This window comes from Paenibacillus athensensis (genome assembly GCF_004514475.2).
GTDB lineage: Bacteria > Bacillota > Bacilli > Paenibacillales > NBRC-103111 > Paenibacillus_AL > Paenibacillus_AL athensensis.
On sequence record NZ_MYFO02000008.1, the window covers coordinates 19829 to 34025 of the forward strand.

General features: G+C 55.5%; 15 protein-coding genes and 1 other annotated feature. Of the genes, 12 read left to right on the top strand and 3 right to left on the bottom strand.

The genetic code is table 11. The features are described from left to right. Positions 1 to 92: 92 nt before the first annotated feature. The gene (gene serA / locus B5M42_RS15280; protein ID WP_134750081.1) at positions 93 to 1676 is read right to left on the bottom strand and encodes a phosphoglycerate dehydrogenase; all 1584 of its coding nucleotides are present in this window, start codon (positions 1674 to 1676) and stop codon (positions 93 to 95) included. Positions 1677 to 1747: 71 nt separating this feature from the next. After that, positions 1748 to 1998 (bottom strand) — a binding site (T-box leader). 266 nt (positions 1999 to 2264) lie between these two features. Here serA and B5M42_RS15285 point away from each other — a divergent pair. Together B5M42_RS15285 and B5M42_RS15290 are read left to right on the top strand one after the other, a co-directional pair. Beyond that, positions 2265 to 2588: a rhodanese-like domain-containing protein gene (locus B5M42_RS15285; RefSeq protein WP_134750083.1), complete on the top strand. Its 324-nt coding sequence runs from the start codon at positions 2265 to 2267 to the stop codon at positions 2586 to 2588. Positions 2589 to 2645: 57 nt separating this feature from the next. After that, positions 2646 to 2882, top strand: coding sequence for a hypothetical protein (locus B5M42_RS15290; protein WP_134750085.1), 237 nt, complete (start codon positions 2646 to 2648; stop codon positions 2880 to 2882). Between the two features lie 89 nt (positions 2883 to 2971). Here the strand turns inward: B5M42_RS15290 and B5M42_RS15295 are convergent, their stop codons facing one another. Continuing rightward, complete coding sequence (locus B5M42_RS15295) at positions 2972 to 3895, bottom strand: hypothetical protein (RefSeq protein ID WP_134750087.1); 924 nt, start codon at positions 3893 to 3895, stop codon at positions 2972 to 2974. Positions 3896 to 3985: 90 nt separating this feature from the next. Here B5M42_RS15295 and B5M42_RS15300 point away from each other — a divergent pair, with 90 nt between their 5' ends. The 3 genes from B5M42_RS15300 (at position 3986) to B5M42_RS15310 (ending at position 6566) form a co-directional block, all read left to right on the top strand. Then, entirely contained in the window at positions 3986 to 4582 is a 597-nt protein-coding gene (locus B5M42_RS15300) for a CPBP family intramembrane glutamic endopeptidase (RefSeq protein WP_134750089.1), read from the top strand. Between the two features lie 9 nt (positions 4583 to 4591). Continuing rightward, positions 4592 to 4789, top strand: coding sequence for a hypothetical protein (locus B5M42_RS15305; RefSeq protein ID WP_230632950.1), 198 nt, complete (start codon positions 4592 to 4594; stop codon positions 4787 to 4789). 127 nt (positions 4790 to 4916) lie between these two features. Beyond that, positions 4917 to 6566, top strand: coding sequence for a stalk domain-containing protein (locus B5M42_RS15310; RefSeq protein WP_134750093.1), 1650 nt, complete (start codon positions 4917 to 4919; stop codon positions 6564 to 6566). Positions 6567 to 6674: 108 nt separating this feature from the next. Here the strand turns inward: B5M42_RS15310 and B5M42_RS15315 are convergent, their stop codons facing one another. Then, positions 6675 to 7511, bottom strand: coding sequence for a polysaccharide deacetylase family protein (locus tag B5M42_RS15315; RefSeq protein WP_134750095.1), 837 nt, complete (start codon positions 7509 to 7511; stop codon positions 6675 to 6677). Between the two features lie 168 nt (positions 7512 to 7679). Here B5M42_RS15315 and B5M42_RS15320 point away from each other — a divergent pair, with 168 nt between their 5' ends. The 7 genes from B5M42_RS15320 to ypeB all read left to right on the top strand — a co-directional run bounded on the left by B5M42_RS15320 (position 7680) and on the right by ypeB (position 14175). Continuing rightward, positions 7680 to 7991, top strand: a complete 312-nt coding sequence (locus B5M42_RS15320) for a hypothetical protein (RefSeq protein WP_134750097.1) — start codon at positions 7680 to 7682, stop codon at positions 7989 to 7991. A gap of 229 nt (positions 7992 to 8220) precedes the next feature. Continuing rightward, a complete protein-coding gene (locus tag B5M42_RS15325) occupies positions 8221 to 8826 on the top strand; it encodes a genetic competence negative regulator (RefSeq protein ID WP_134750099.1) in 606 nt (201 codons plus the stop codon). Positions 8827 to 8915: 89 nt separating this feature from the next. After that, positions 8916 to 10415 carry a DnaB-like helicase C-terminal domain-containing protein gene (locus B5M42_RS15330; protein ID WP_230632938.1) on the top strand — a complete coding sequence of 500 codons (1500 nt, stop codon included), beginning with the start codon at positions 8916 to 8918 and terminating at the stop codon, positions 10413 to 10415. 25 nt (positions 10416 to 10440) lie between these two features. Further along, the gene (locus B5M42_RS15335) at positions 10441 to 11691 is read left to right on the top strand and encodes a Glu/Leu/Phe/Val family dehydrogenase (protein ID WP_134750101.1); all 1251 of its coding nucleotides are present in this window, start codon (positions 10441 to 10443) and stop codon (positions 11689 to 11691) included. A gap of 53 nt (positions 11692 to 11744) precedes the next feature. Beyond that, on the top strand, positions 11745 to 12440 hold the full coding sequence (gene prsW / locus B5M42_RS15340) for a glutamic-type intramembrane protease PrsW (RefSeq protein ID WP_134750103.1): 696 nt from the start codon (positions 11745 to 11747) through the stop codon (positions 12438 to 12440). A gap of 74 nt (positions 12441 to 12514) precedes the next feature. Next, a complete protein-coding gene (locus B5M42_RS15345) occupies positions 12515 to 12676 on the top strand; it encodes a hypothetical protein (protein ID WP_167689642.1) in 162 nt (53 codons plus the stop codon). A 119-nt stretch (positions 12677 to 12795) separates the two neighbouring features. Continuing rightward, positions 12796 to 14175, top strand: a complete 1380-nt coding sequence (ypeB, locus tag B5M42_RS15350; protein ID WP_134750105.1) for a germination protein YpeB — start codon at positions 12796 to 12798, stop codon at positions 14173 to 14175. The last annotated feature ends 22 nt before the right edge of the window (positions 14176 to 14197 follow it).

Consider the following 14197-nt stretch of genomic DNA (forward strand, 5'->3'; position numbering starts at 1 on the left):
CGCAGCAAACGCCTCTTTTTTGTTGAACCTTCCGGTAAATTCTTGTTCTACGTGAAACACTTTGCCGTCGGAACGGCAGCGAAAGCCGCTATTTACAGCGTCAGCGCACGAACGTTGACGATCTCCGGCAGCTCGTTCAGCGAGCCAAGCACGTCCTGCGGAGCCGGCTTGTCGATGGTCAGCACCATAATCGCCGAACCGCCGACACCTTTGCGTCCGACCTGCATAGTCGCGATGTTCACGTCGTTGTTGCCCAGCAGCGTACCGACGCGGCCGATGATACCCGGCTTATCGTTGTGCGAGATCAGCAGCAGGTTGCCGCCTGGCGCGAAGTCAACCGGATACTGGTCGATGCGCACGATGCGCTCGCCCACGCCGGCCAGCAGGGTGCCGGCCAGTGTTTTTTCTTCCTGTTTCGATTTCACTGTCACCGTTACGAGGTTGGTGAAGCTGCTGGACAGGCTCGATTTTTGCTCGACGATGTTCACTTCGCGCGATTTGGCCAAGTGCATCGCGTTCACGACGTTCACCGATTCGAGCTGCTTCGCGAACACGCCTTTGACGATGTAGCGGGTCAACGGGCTCGTGTCGACGTCAATCAGGTCGCCGGCATAGCTCACAACGATTTCGTGAACGGCGCCTTGGACGATTTGGCCCAGCACGTCGCCGATCTTCTCGCCAAGGTTGAAATATGGCTGCAGCGCGTTCAGCACGTTGGCTGGAACCGGCGGCATGTTGACCGCGTTCTTGAACGGCTCGTTGCGCAGGATGTGCAGCACTTCTTCGGATACGTCGATGGCCACGTTCTCTTGTGCTTCAATGGTCGAAGCGCCCAAGTGTGGCGTGACGATAATGTTCGGGTTGTTCAGGAACGGATGATCCGCTTGCGGAGGCTCGACTTCGAAAACGTCGAAGGCCGCTCCGGCGACGATACCTTGCTCGATCGCTTCCACCAGCGCCAGCTCGTCAATGATGCCGCCACGCGCACAGTTGATGATGCGAGCGCCTTTTTTCATCAGCTGGAATTGCGGCTTGCCGATCAGGTGACGCGTTTCCGGCGTCAGCGGCGTATGTACCGTAATGAAATCCGCTTGTGCGGCGATTTCGTTGACGGAGCCCAGCTTCACGCCCAGCTTCTCGGCGCGCTCTTCCGTCAGGAACGGATCGTAGCCGATGACGTCCATACCGAATACTTTGGCGCGGCGGGCGACTTCGCTGCCGATGCGGCCCATGCCGAGAATACCAAGCACCTTGTTGCGCAGCTCGACGCCGACGAACGTTTTGCGGTCCCACACGCCGCCTACGGTTTTCTTATATGCTTGCGGAATGGAACGGGCGACCGACATCATCATGGCAAACGTGTGCTCGCAGGTGGCAATGGTGTTGCCGTCCGGAGCGTTGATGACGACGATTCCGCGTTTGGTTGCTGCTTCGAGATCGATGTTGTCGACGCCGACTCCGGCGCGGCCGACGACTTTCAGCTTCGTGCCGGCATTCATGATTTTCTCGGTAACGCGGGTTTGGCTGCGCACAAGCAGCGCGTCGTAATCGCCGATGATGGCGACAAGCTCGTCCTCGGACAAGCCGGTTTGCTTCACGACTTCAACGTCGCTGGCATCATAAAGCAGTTGAATCCCCATGTCGCTGATTGGATCTGACACTAAAACTTTAAACATGTTTCTCTTCCTCCTCAAAAATATCATTAAAAAAACTCCCGGCCTCGACACAGATCGAATTCATCTGTAGCCAAAGGGACGAGAGCTTGTTTGCTTTCGTGGTACCACCCTGATTCGCCAGCCGTTCGCACGGACAGCCTCCATTGGTCTTGCGACCGGGAACGATAACGGGTTCCGAATCCGACTGCGCCTACGGCCCCAAGTCTGGAGTTCGACGCAGTTACTCTGGAGTGCTCCGCAAAAGATTCGCTGCCGATTCGCACCTGCCATCGGCTCTCTGAAAGCGACGTTTCTGTTTGCTTATCTCCGTCAATGCTTTACTGGAATATCAAATTTTCATAAATGTAACATGCAGGCTCAGGTGTGTCAATAGATGTCGAACCGAATTCACATGAAAGACAAAACTCACTTTCACGCGGGAGGTTCCCGCACGGCAAAGCCACTTCCGGCCAGCCTTTATCATTTTAAAGCATGGAGGACGACAATGCAACGGGGTACGTCTTGAACTTGCCGAAAAATTTCGATATTCTTCAAATAAGACGAATCAGACGGTGGCGGCAACAACTGCTGCCGGGAGGAGGAAGGACGATGGAAGTGGAAAGCGTGCATCCGCGCGAGTTTGTCGCAGCGCTGGAGCGCAAGGAGCTGGAGGACAGCCTGATTCTCGACGTGCGCGAGCAGCACGAGTGGAACTATTATCATTTGGACGAAGCGGTGCTGGTGCCGATGAACCAGCTGCCGGGACGGCTGGGCGAGCTGCCGGACGACAAGCCGATTTACGTCGTTTGCGCGCATGGCGTGCGCAGCTATATGGTGTGCGAATTTATGAAGGAACGCGGCTTCGAGCAGGTCATTAACGTCGACGGCGGCATGGCGGCAATCGGCATGCTGCGCGGATTTGCGTACGATTGAAGCGGACGGAACGTAAGAAGGTAAGCGGGTAAGCGTCCATCCCGCAAGCGAGCGTAAATGAGTGCCGGCTACTTCTCGCGCGTCCGCCTGCTGCTGGGGCAGCTTGCCAGCGGTCAGTGTGCTACCGTCCCGGCGGCTTGGGCCGACAAGGCCGTTTTTTGCGCAGAGGCGCTGAATCATTTGGGCGGCTTCCGCTTGCAGACCTGCAAGGTGCGCGGCTGGAGCGATGTGTACAAGGAGCCGCTGGCAATCAATCCGGGGCCGCAGCGCCTGCGACTTAAGCCGGCCTGCTGACTCAAAAGCAAAGCGCCACTATCGCCGCTTATACAAAAAGCTGTCCCCCCAACCCTCGACAGAGGGAGGAGCGGACAGCTTTTTTGCCGTTAATTGGCGTCAAAGAAAAACGGCAGCTGCGGCAGCAGCTCATTGCCGTACCACTTCGCTTTACCTTTGACAAAGTCTCCGGTACGGACGGCGTCGGTGCTGATCAGCAGGTTGATCGTTTGATCGACGTCGGCGGCGTTCAGCTTCTTGGCTTGACCCGAAGCGATGAAGTCGTCCATGCGAATGACGAGATCCTGCGGGTAATAAGGCGTGAACGTCATCCCTTGCAGCAGCTTGGCCGACACGTAGAAATTTTTGACGTTCAGGTTCATCTGCCGCCATTCGTCAAAGGAAGCGTTCGCTTTCGGATCGAAAACGACGACTTCTGAGGAAACGGTCTGATTCCATTTGACGATGGACTCATAGTAGTTGTTCTGCGCGGTCAGCGCCAACTGCTTGGCCTGCTGGAAAAACGCGTCGGCGTTCATGGCGTCGATCAGCTCCGGACCGCGCATCGCGTTGGCTTTCGACTGGAAGGAGCGCAACGCGTCGCCGTACAGCTTGAGGCTTTTCAAATAATTCTGATGCGACTGCACCAGCAGCGGCGAAGACGCCGGCATATTTTTCGCTTCGAGCACCTTGTATTTCTCATCCGCAAGCTTGCCCAGTTCCTTCAGCAGATCGGAGGCATCAACCGTTGAACCGCCAACCTCGATCTGACCCAGCTGCTCGAACCATTTATTCTGAAATTCCCTAAACGGCAAATAAATGGTATGGTAGTAGGAGACAAGCACCTGCTGGTCATAGGCTCCCGGCTCCTGAACGACTTCGGCTTCGCCGGCGTGCAGCAGCTTTTCGTATTTCTGGTCCGATTTTTGCTGGCCGACGCGCAAGCCGTAGAAGAACGCTCCCAGGATACAGACAAGCATGAAGATGAACATAAGGGCGAATAGATAGTCGGTGCGTGTCAGACGCTTCTCCATAATCGAACTCCTCAGTTTCTCTTTTTCATGTAATTAAGTATAGGTGAAAAAGCCGGAAAAGGGAATACGCGCAGCGGAAAGGACATGGGTATGAAAAAGTTTGACTTGAAAAACATCCGCTTCGGCAAGGTGGATCTCGCTACGATCGACGATCGCATGCTGCTGCTCAATTTATATATCACCCAGCTATTGACGCTGGCGCTCGGCCTGATTATCATTTTGTTACAAAAGCACAACAAGCTGCTTCCTCTGTTTGATTTCGCGTCCGGCTGGCGGATCGTCCTGTGGGGCGTCGTATTCGGCCTTGCCGTACTTGGCGGCGATATGCTCATTTCGCGTTGGGTGCCCAAGGAGATTACCGATGACGGCGGTATCAACAAGATGATTTTTGCCAAGCGTCCCTTGTGGCATATTGCCGTGATTTCGCTGGTGGTTGCGATTTGCGAGGAGCTGCTGTTTCGGGGAGCGGTCCAGTATATGTGGGGACCGTATTGGACAAGCATTGTGTTTGCGGCCATCCACGTTCGCTATTTGCAGCATTGGCTGATGACGGGCATGGTGTTTGCCATCAGCTACGGTCTCGGATGGATATACATCCATACCGGGACGTTGTGGACCCCGATTGCCGCCCATTTCGTGATCGATTTCACGATGGGCTGCGTGCTACGCTACGGTAAGGAGGAATGAGCCGGAGTGATGAGCGATCAGGCGCCGATTCCGCCGCGGTCCGCCCGCAAAGCCGCGGAGCGCCGCGACGAAACCTATTTGCCGCCCCGCATGGCGGTACACCCGACCGAAAAGGGCAAATGGACGAAAATATTTTACCTGACGCTGCTGTGGCTATTTATTTCGCTGGTCGTCGGCTTAACGGTTTGGGGCGTACGCTATTCCTGAGCCGGGAAGTTCCGGCCAATGCTAGCAGTAAATTCCACGCGCGTATGGTTGTGCAACATCTGCCAAGAAGCTATGATAGATTCATAGCTTTTTTTCTTTGCCAGATTTGGAAGGGAGAGTCGAACCGATGAGAGCAACCCTGAGCAAAAGGGCTTATGTGCAAGCTGCCGTTTTTGTCACGCTGCTGCTGGCGTTGATTGCTGTGCCGGCCAAGCCGACCTATGCGTTATCGTATGGTTATTCCAATTTCCCGCAGGGCACCATCGGGCTCGTGCGGCCGGACATCGGCGTGCGGATCAATCTGAGCGAATATGTCCCTGTGCAATTCTCGCAATTTTTCATTAACGACGAGCAATTGGATATTACGTTTGACAAGGATACGTCAACCTTCCTCTACAAGCCGGACAAGGATCTGCAGCCGGGGGTATACCGGGTGCGCTTGCAATTCCAACTGGACGGCTATCAGCCGGCGATTCTCCAGTGGAGCTTTACCGTGGCCAAAAACGCTTCGGCGCTGGCCGATGGCATCAGCGAGGAGCAAGAGAAGGGCTTGGCGGCGATCAACGATTACCGCAAGCTGCTTGGCCTGCCGGCCGTGAAGTTTAACACGGCGCTGAATACGGCTGCGATGAAGCATGCGCAATATTTGGCGCAAAATGCCGTGGACGCGATTAATACGAACGTGTCGCTCCACAGTGAGCAAAAGGGCAAGCCGGGCTATATCGGAGCATCGCTTGGCGACCGGCTGGAATACGTCGGCTACATGGGCGGCGGCGGCGAAGACGTCGCGTTTAATCAATCGACGCTGGTCGAAGCGATCGACAGCTTGTTTAACGCCCCTTACCACCGTTCGCCGTTTATGATGCCTGATATGAAAGAAATCGGCGTGTACCGCGACGGAGACTATCATGTCGTCGAGTTCGGCTACGACAGCGGCGGATTGCCGCAAATGGTCGTATCGCCTGCCAGCTCCGACCCGTACGTGCCGACCTCCTTCGACGGGCATGAATCGCCCGACCCGCTGCGCCTGCACCCCAAAGCCGAATATCCGGTCGGCTACCCGATGATGGCCGGGGTGTACGGTTCCAACGTCGAGAAGGTCAGCATCCTCGAAGTCAGCTTGCAGGACGCAAAGGGCAACAACGTCAGCTTGTTGACCAACGAGCCGGACAAAGATGATCATTTAACCAATGAAGTCATTTTTATGGCGGATAAGCCGCTCCAGCCGGATGCTGTATACAGCGCTCACGTGAAGCTGAACGTCAGCATGAGCAGCGGCGGGACGCAGGTGTTCCAGAAGGATTGGCAGTTCCGGACGGAGCCGACGCCGGGTATCGGGGCACAGAAGCTGCACGAGGATGCGGTTACCTATAAAATGCAGCTGGTTAATTTCGGGCTGACGCAGACGCATACCGTCAAATTCGGCCTCGATGCCGATCAGTATACGCTGGACGATGTGGCGTATCCGATGCGCCAGCTGCCGTATATCGTCAACGGTACGTCGTATTTGTACATCCGCGATTTGGCCGCGGCGCTTGGCGCCGAAGTAGCATGGGACGACGCCAACAAAGCGGCGATTTACAAGAAGAAGGATCAGACGATTACCTTCTATACGAATCGCGCGGCGTATGCTATCAACGGCACCGAATACGCCACGGAATCGCCAGCGCAGCTGATCAACGAAACGACGATGATTCCGGTCAGACTGCTGTCGCAAGCGCTCGGCGCGAAGGTGGATTATGTGGACAGCACCCGAACAGTTGTGATTACCTATTAAAACAGGGCGCGTTGCGGTCTTCGTTTTCGAAGCAGCCGTCAACGGCAAAAAGACCTGCGTTTCCATCGGCTGCAGCCGATGACGCAGGTCTTTCTTTTTTATTTCCATTTATCTCATTTCCGGTTCAATTGCCCGCGGGTCGACGAAGGTGTAGCCCTTTTCTTCCAGCTTGGACAGCAGCGTATCCAGCGCCTGCGCCGTCCACGGCAGCTCGTGCATCAAGATATTGCTGCCATTGTGCAACTGGTTCAGCACGTTTTCGACCACCTTGTTCGGATCGTTTTTGCTGTTGGTCATTTCCCAGTCGAGCGATCCGTTGGACCAGGTCATATAAAGCAGCTTCTCTTCCTTGGCTTTGGCGCGGACGTAGTCGCTGCCCGAGCCGTAAGGCGGGCGGAAGAAGACCGGAGCTTCGCCGATCAGCTCCTTGACGATCTGCTGAACGTCGCCGATTTGCTGGTCGACCTTGGCGTTCGCTTCCTTTTTCAAATCGATATGGTCCCACGAATGATTACCGACGATTTGCCCGCTGTCGTGCACGAGCTTGACCAGCTCCGGCTTTTGCTTGATCCGGTAGCCGTTCATGAAAAAGATCGCTTTGGCGTTATGCTTGGCGAGCGTGGCGATCAGCGCTTCATTCGTTTCCTTGTCCTTAGGACCGTCGTCAAAGGTCAGCAGTACGACCTTCTTGTTGCCGTTCGGATCATTGGGCACGATATCGTAATTTTTGTTCATGTGGTACGTCTTGGCCACCTCCTCTGGCGTTGGCTGGGGCGTTGGCGTCGCTGTCGGCGTTGGGGTAGGCGTTGCCGTAGGGGACGGGCTTGCGGTAAACGCAGCCTGCTCGCCGGAACCGGCAGCCGACTGGGCGGGCGCGTCGTGCGCGCCGCTGCATGCGCTGAGCAGCAAGCCGATCAGCAGCAGGGACATACTTGCTTTGGTCATAGCTCCAGGCTCCTTTGATTTGTTTGTGCTCTATAGTGTATCACATCTGGCGAGCTTCTTTCGAGCTTCGCTTCTCCTATGTTTTCCTGCGGCGGCGGCGTATGGGAGCAGGACAATCGACGCAATCTAAAGCATGGTTGACCATACTTGTATACTGGAGGGATATGCATGCGAATCGGAACCTTTTTGCTTGGCGGCGTAGTGGGCGCGGCAGCGGTTGTTTATCTGAACCGGAAAACAGGCGGATCGCTCTTGATGTCGGCGTTCAGCTCGACCAGCGATTCGATGGGCAAGACAGTCGGGAAAACGAAGGATACGTTCTCGGGCAAATCGTTTACGGATCTTTCCGCCAAAAGCTTCAAAACGTCCGGCAGCGGTCTGGACAAGGTCGAGGACATCGTGAAAAACGATTCGTCGCTGAAGCAAACGGTCAATGAAATTCTGGAGGAAAACAAGGAACAGGCGACCACGATCCAGTAAGCGGCCGCTTCGGGCGCAGCTTGGCATATCCACAGTGCCGGCTGTGCTTTTTTTATTATAACCGAATGTTCCGCGTGCATTTTACTTCGAAAAATGATAACATGATAGGAGAAAAGGAGTATGGCTTATGGGTGCATACCGCTTTTCCCGCTCACCTTTTCCTTCTCCCCGTCATATTCTGTTATAATAACATGCTTTCCGGGTGGAAAGCTCGAAGGAGGATCCTATCATGAAAATTGAGCGCTTAAGTCAGGATAAGATACGGATTTTCCTTACATTTGACGATCTGACCGAACGCGGGATTCAAAAGGATGACATGTGGCGCGAGATTCCGAAGGTTCACGAGCTGTTCAGCGAAATGATGGACCAAGCTTATTCGGAGCTCGGGTTCGATCCATCCGGCCCGCTGGCGGTTGAAGTGTTCGCGCTTCCGGCGCAAGGCATGGTCGTCATTGTGACCCGCGGCAAGATGGACCTGTACAGCGGCTCGGACAACTACGACGATCAGGAAGCCGAAGAAGTATACGAGATGGAAGTCACGCTGGAGCAAAGCGATTTGATCTGTTATGCGTTCCGCGATTTTGAAGATTTGCTGCGCGTAGCCAAGATTATTAATCCGCTGTTGATGGAAGGCGGCGTCCTTTATTCGTATAAGGGCAAGTATATTCTGCAATTGGAGCCGGTTGAACTGGAAGACACGAAATACCAGGCGTTGATTGCTGTGCTTTCCGAATATGGAGAAGCTGCTTCTGTGACGTCGGCTGTGCTTGAGGAGTACGGCAAGGTTATTATCGCCGACGATGCCGTGAAGGTGCTTTGTCACCATTTCCGCTAATACATTGAGCTTGCAGGCAACAAGAAGAACAAGCATCTTTCAAAAACGTCCGTTTTTGCAGGATGCTTTTTTGATGGGAGAATGATGGAATGATGAACATGGAACGCAAACCTTTAGCGCCTGCTCCCTCGGCTGTCGATTTGGATGGGCTGCTTGCCTATTACCAAAAGCAGATGAGGGAAGAGGCGTATTTTTATCTGGAAAAAAGAGGCATTACGGAGGAGACGGTCGAGCAATTCGGGATCGGCTTCGAGCTGGGCAAAATCGGGTTTTACGTCGATCAGAACCAGCTGGGCGATTATTTTGAAAATCGTGTGATCGTGCCGATCCGTAATCATGAAGGCGCTCTCGTCGATTTAATCGGGCGCTCCATCGACCACCGCGAGCCCAAATATAAGCCGTTGTACGGTGTAGAGCATGTATTGTTCAATTACGAGGCGCTGGAGGAAACGGACGAGGTCGTGCTCTGCCACGGCATCTTTGACGTGCTGACACTGGCGCAGGCGCGGCTGCCTGCTGTGTGCGTGCCGGATTACGCCAGCTTTCGCGAGCAGCATGCGGCGCTGCTGGCCGACAAACGCGTCTACATTTGCATGGGCAACGACGAAACGGGGCGACGCGAATCGATCCGCATACAGACAATCCTGCGCGAGCACACTAAAGAAACCTATATCGTCAATTTGCCGGAAGCGATCCGCGATATTAACGACCTGTTTGTCCGGGCGCAAAATCCCGCGGAGACGTTCCTGCAAATCGTCAACCAGACGGTCGAGGAAACGATGCTGGCTCCTGTGGCTCCCGACGCCAAAAACACAACCATTTATATTGAAGAATACATGAAGCGTTTCCGCGGACAGGTCGCGACGCTGACGAGCGGCTTTGCCAGCTTGGACGCGTTGTTGTTCGGCGGCTTTGCCAGCGGCCTGTATTTGCTGGCCGGACCGGGCGCAAGCGGCAAAAGCATGCTGCTCAAGCAAATGGCCGATCATATTGCGCTTCAGCAAACGCCCGTCGTATTCGTGACGTGGGATATGACCGGCTTCGAGCTGTGGGCGCGCAGCATTGCCCGCTTGATCGGCATTGCGCCGCAGCAGGTGCTGGCCGGCAAGCTGGAGCCGGAGCGGGTCGTCGAAGCGAACAAGGCGTATGCGCCGATCAGCAAGATGCTCTGGACGCTCGAATGCTCGCTGGACACCTCGCTGGAGCAGGTGGCCACGTCGATTGAGCGCATCGCCGTGATCGTCGGCCGCGAGCCGGTGGTGTTCGTCGACCATTTGCAGCGGGTGCCTGCCGGCAAGCTGGCCGCGGCGCTGACGTGGCAGCAGCAGCAGGCGGCGATTGCTTACACGCTCAAGCAGTGGTCGCGCGAGTGGAATTGTCCGGTGATCGCCGCTACGGCGCTAGAACCGGACATGGCGCGGCTGCCTGAGGGCGTGGAGGCGTCGGCCGACGTCGTGATGCTGCTGAAGCCGGGCGCTGCCGAGCCAGAAGGCGAAGCGCAGCTGACGCTGGAGCTGGCCAAAAACCGCAACGGCCCGTTAGGGGCGATTCCGCTGCAGTTTTTTAACGATAAAGCGCTGTTCATTTAAAACCAATGTCCGCGAGGTGGTTCCTGTGGCAAATTCAGAAAATCTCAACGTTCTCCAATCGACGCAAACGGTCATTCACGAGGCGCTCAAGCGCCTCGGCTACGGCGAAGACATGTACGAGCTGCTCAAGGAGCCGCTGCGCGTGCTGACGGTGCGCATTCCGGTACGTATGGATGACGGCAAGGTCAAGGTATTTACCGGCTATCGGGCGCAGCACAACGACGCGGTGGGGCCAACCAAGGGCGGCGTGCGCTTTCACCCTGACGTCAATGAAGACGAGGTCAAGGCGCTGTCGATTTGGATGAGCCTGAAATGCGGCATTTCCGACCTGCCGTACGGCGGCGGCAAGGGCGGCATCATCTGCGATCCGCGGGACATGTCGTTCCGCGAGCTGGAGCGGTTGTCGCGCGGTTATGTCCGCGCCATCAGTCAGCTGGTCGGCCCCTCCAAGGACATCCCGGCGCCGGACGTGATGACCAACTCGCAAATAATGGCCTGGATGATGGATGAATACAGCCGTATCCGCGAGTTCGACGCGCCCGGCTTCATCACCGGCAAGCCGCTCGTGCTGGGCGGTTCGCACGGCCGGGAAACGGCCACGGCCAAGGGCGTGACGATCATGATCGACAAGGCGCTGCAGAAGCGGGGCATACCGCTGCAGGATGCGCGCGTGATCATTCAGGGCTTCGGCAATGCCGGCAGCTATCTGGCCAAGTTCATGCACGACGCCGGCGCGCGAGTGATCGGCATTTCCGACGTGCACGGCGCGCTGTATAACCCGGAAGGACTCGACATTGACTACCTGCTGGACCGCCGCGATTCGTTCGGTACGGTCACGAAGCTGTTCAAGGAAACGCTGACGAACCAAGAGATTCTGGAGCAGGAATGCGACATTCTCGTGCCGGCGGCCATCGAAAACCAGATTACGCTCGACAACGCCGAACGCATCCGCGCGGGTATTGTAGTCGAAGCTGCAAACGGCCCGACGACGCTGGAAGCGACGAAAATTTTGACCGAACGCGGCGTGCTGCTGGTGCCTGACGTGCTGGCGAGCAGCGGCGGGGTGATTGTGTCCTATTTCGAATGGGTGCAGAACAACCAGGGCTATTACTGGACGGAAAAGGAAGTTCATGACAAACTGCTGGAGGTCATGGAAAAGTCGTTCGAAACTGTCTATAATGTACATAGTACGCGCGGTGTAGATATGCGTCTGGCCGCTTATATGGTCGGGGTGCGCAAAATGGCCGAGGCGTCGCGCTTTCGCGGTTGGGTTTAGGACAAGCCCGCTGGTATTACTTGCATTCGATTCGGGAAGAAGGGGGAGCATCTATGCACATCGTTTCGGTGCTGCTGGCCGCAGTGGCGCCCGGTCTCTCTCTGCTTGCTTATTTTTATTTGAAGGACCGCTACGAGTCGGAGCCGATTCATCTGGTGCTGCGCATGTTTGCTTTCGGTTTTCTGATCGTATTTCCGACAATGGTGCTGCAGCACGCCTTCATTCATGAGGTCGGCAAAGGCACCTTCGTTTCGGCGTTTTTTTTGTCGGGCGGTCTGGAGGAATTTTTCAAATGGTTCGTGCTGTATCATCTGATTTATCGTCACGCCTCCTTCGACGAGCCGTATGACGGCATCGTTTATGCCGTAGCGGTCAGCCTCGGTTACGCGACGCTGGAGAACATCCTGTACGCGTTTTTGAATGCGTCGTCGTTCTCGGCATTACTGCTGCGCGCCTTGCTGCCGGTATCGGCGCACGCGCTGTTCGGGGTGCTGATGGGCTATTACATGGGTAAAGCGAAGTTTACGCCGGAGCGCCGCAACCGCTACTTATGGATGTCGCTGCTGCTGCCGATTGTCTGGCACGGCTCGTTCGACTACATTTTGCTCGTAGCCAAAGCGAACTGGGTGTGGTTCATTTTGCCGGTGATGGGCTTTTTGTGGGTCAGTACGCTGTTTAGAGTCAAGCGGGCCAACGAGCGCTCGCCGTTTCGCGTTTTGCATGCGGAGGAAGAGATTAAAACCGGCTGATCGTGGCGATAATGGTCAGTAGATGCTTCTGCATCCGGCTTGTCCGGAAGCGGATGAACCGGGAGGAATCAGACATGTCCGTGGTGACGACCAGAGTGAAGGTGACGATCCGCTGCAAGCAATGCGGCGAGCGCTTTGTCTTGAAGGGCAAAAAGGAAAAAGGCAAGATCGATACCGGCTTTCGCCAATGCATTTGCAGCAATGAGCACGATTTTGAGATGGAGACCGACGAATAGGAGCCGTTCCTTGTGAGCAGGCTCTTTTTTGCTGGCTTTTTTGCATGTATAAACCTTTTATTCCGCGCAGACACTAACGCCATGCCAGTATGGTAAGCGAAAGGAGTTTGCGAACGGATATGTACAAACGGCTAAGTATTGTTATGTTCCCTTTTCTGGCCATTGCGCTGATCGGCGCGGGAGTCTGGGGATATCTGGAGCATCAGGAGAAAAACACGATTTTGATCAAAGCGGAAAACCAGTATCAGCGCGCGTTCCACGATCTTTCGTACCATATCGACAAGCTGCATACGGAGCTCGGTAATACGCTGGCGGTCAACTCCCCGACGGAGCCCTCGTACCGCAAGGGACTGGTGAACGTGTGGCGGCTGACGAGCCAGGCGCAAAGCGACATCAATCAACTGCCGCTGACGCTGCTGCCTTTCAATAAAACGCAAGATTTTTTGGCCAATATGGCCAACTTCTCCTATCGGATGGCGGTACGCGACACGACCAGGCAGCCGCTGAGCGAAGACGAGCTGAAGACGTTGAATGCGCTGTATCAGCATGCCGGCGACCTTACAGGGGAAATCCGCGGGGTGCAGGACAAGGTTATTGCCAGTAATCTGCGCTGGATGGATGTCGAGTCGGCGCTGGCCTCGCAAAAGGAAGTGCGCGATAACGCGATTATTGACGGCTTTGCCACGGTCGACAAAAAGGTGTCGGCCTATCCCGAGCTTAATTGGGGACCGGCCAATCTGAATGTCTTTCAAGCAAACAATGTGCAGGCGTTGAACGGCAAGGACATGACGCCAGACGAAATCAAGGCCAAGGCGGTGGAGTTTCTCGGCCAAGGGGGTCAGAGCGCCGATCCTTCGGCCATGACGGTTGTCGAAAACGGCAGCAGCGCGCCCGAGTATCAAAGCTTCAGTGTATTGCTCTCCGGTCAGGCCGGCGGCAGCGATACGCATATGGATTTTACCAAAAAAGGCGGCCAGCTGATCTATTATATGAAGCCCCGCACGGTCACCGAAAGTAAATATACCTGGCGGCAGGCCCGGGATATTGCCGGCGAATTTCTCGATCAGCACGGTTTTCCCGACATGAGCGCTGTCAGCTTTGACCAGTATCAGAACGTGGCCGATATCATCTTCGCCAAGCGGCAAAACGATGTGACGGTGTATCCGCAGCGTGTCAGCGTCAAGGTGGCGCTCGATACGTTGGAGGTGACCGGCATTCAGGCATCGGACTACGTGTTCGCGCAAGGCGAGCGGAAGATCGGCAAGCCGCGCATCGATGTGGCGGCAGCGAAGAAAACGTTGAATCCGGGCATGGAGGTCAAAAGCGAAAATCTGGCCATCATCAAAAACGATCTCGATCAGGAGGTGCTGTGCCACGAGTTTCTGGGCCAGTTCAACGGCCAGCTGTATCGGGTATTCGTGAACGCGGATACGGGTGAAGAAGAAAAGATCGTTTCGATCAGGCCGCAGGAGGCCGATGCCGTCGGCAAAAAAACCTGAGTGGCTGCGTAAGCAAGCGCCA

Excerpts from the sequence above, each read along its gene's own strand:
- serA (WP_134750081.1), bottom strand. The coding sequence starts at position 1,676 with ATGTTTAAAGTTTTAGTGTCAGATCCAATCAGCGACATGGGGATTCAA.
- B5M42_RS15285 (WP_134750083.1), top strand. The coding sequence starts at position 2,265 with ATGGAAGTGGAAAGCGTGCATCCGCGCGAGTTTGTCGCAGCGCTGGAG.
- B5M42_RS15290 (WP_134750085.1), top strand. The coding sequence starts at position 2,646 with ATGAGTGCCGGCTACTTCTCGCGCGTCCGCCTGCTGCTGGGGCAGCTT.
- B5M42_RS15295 (WP_134750087.1), bottom strand. The coding sequence starts at position 3,895 with ATGGAGAAGCGTCTGACACGCACCGACTATCTATTCGCCCTTATGTTC.
- B5M42_RS15300 (WP_134750089.1), top strand. The coding sequence starts at position 3,986 with ATGAAAAAGTTTGACTTGAAAAACATCCGCTTCGGCAAGGTGGATCTC.
- B5M42_RS15305 (WP_230632950.1), top strand. The coding sequence starts at position 4,592 with ATGAGCGATCAGGCGCCGATTCCGCCGCGGTCCGCCCGCAAAGCCGCG.
- B5M42_RS15310 (WP_134750093.1), top strand. The coding sequence starts at position 4,917 with ATGAGAGCAACCCTGAGCAAAAGGGCTTATGTGCAAGCTGCCGTTTTT.
- B5M42_RS15315 (WP_134750095.1), bottom strand. The coding sequence starts at position 7,511 with ATGACCAAAGCAAGTATGTCCCTGCTGCTGATCGGCTTGCTGCTCAGC.
- B5M42_RS15320 (WP_134750097.1), top strand. The coding sequence starts at position 7,680 with ATGCGAATCGGAACCTTTTTGCTTGGCGGCGTAGTGGGCGCGGCAGCG.
- B5M42_RS15325 (WP_134750099.1), top strand. The coding sequence starts at position 8,221 with ATGAAAATTGAGCGCTTAAGTCAGGATAAGATACGGATTTTCCTTACA.
- B5M42_RS15330 (WP_230632938.1), top strand. The coding sequence starts at position 8,916 with ATGATGAACATGGAACGCAAACCTTTAGCGCCTGCTCCCTCGGCTGTC.
- prsW (WP_134750103.1), top strand. The coding sequence starts at position 11,745 with ATGCACATCGTTTCGGTGCTGCTGGCCGCAGTGGCGCCCGGTCTCTCT.
- B5M42_RS15345 (WP_167689642.1), top strand. The coding sequence starts at position 12,515 with ATGTCCGTGGTGACGACCAGAGTGAAGGTGACGATCCGCTGCAAGCAA.
- ypeB (WP_134750105.1), top strand. The coding sequence starts at position 12,796 with ATGTACAAACGGCTAAGTATTGTTATGTTCCCTTTTCTGGCCATTGCG.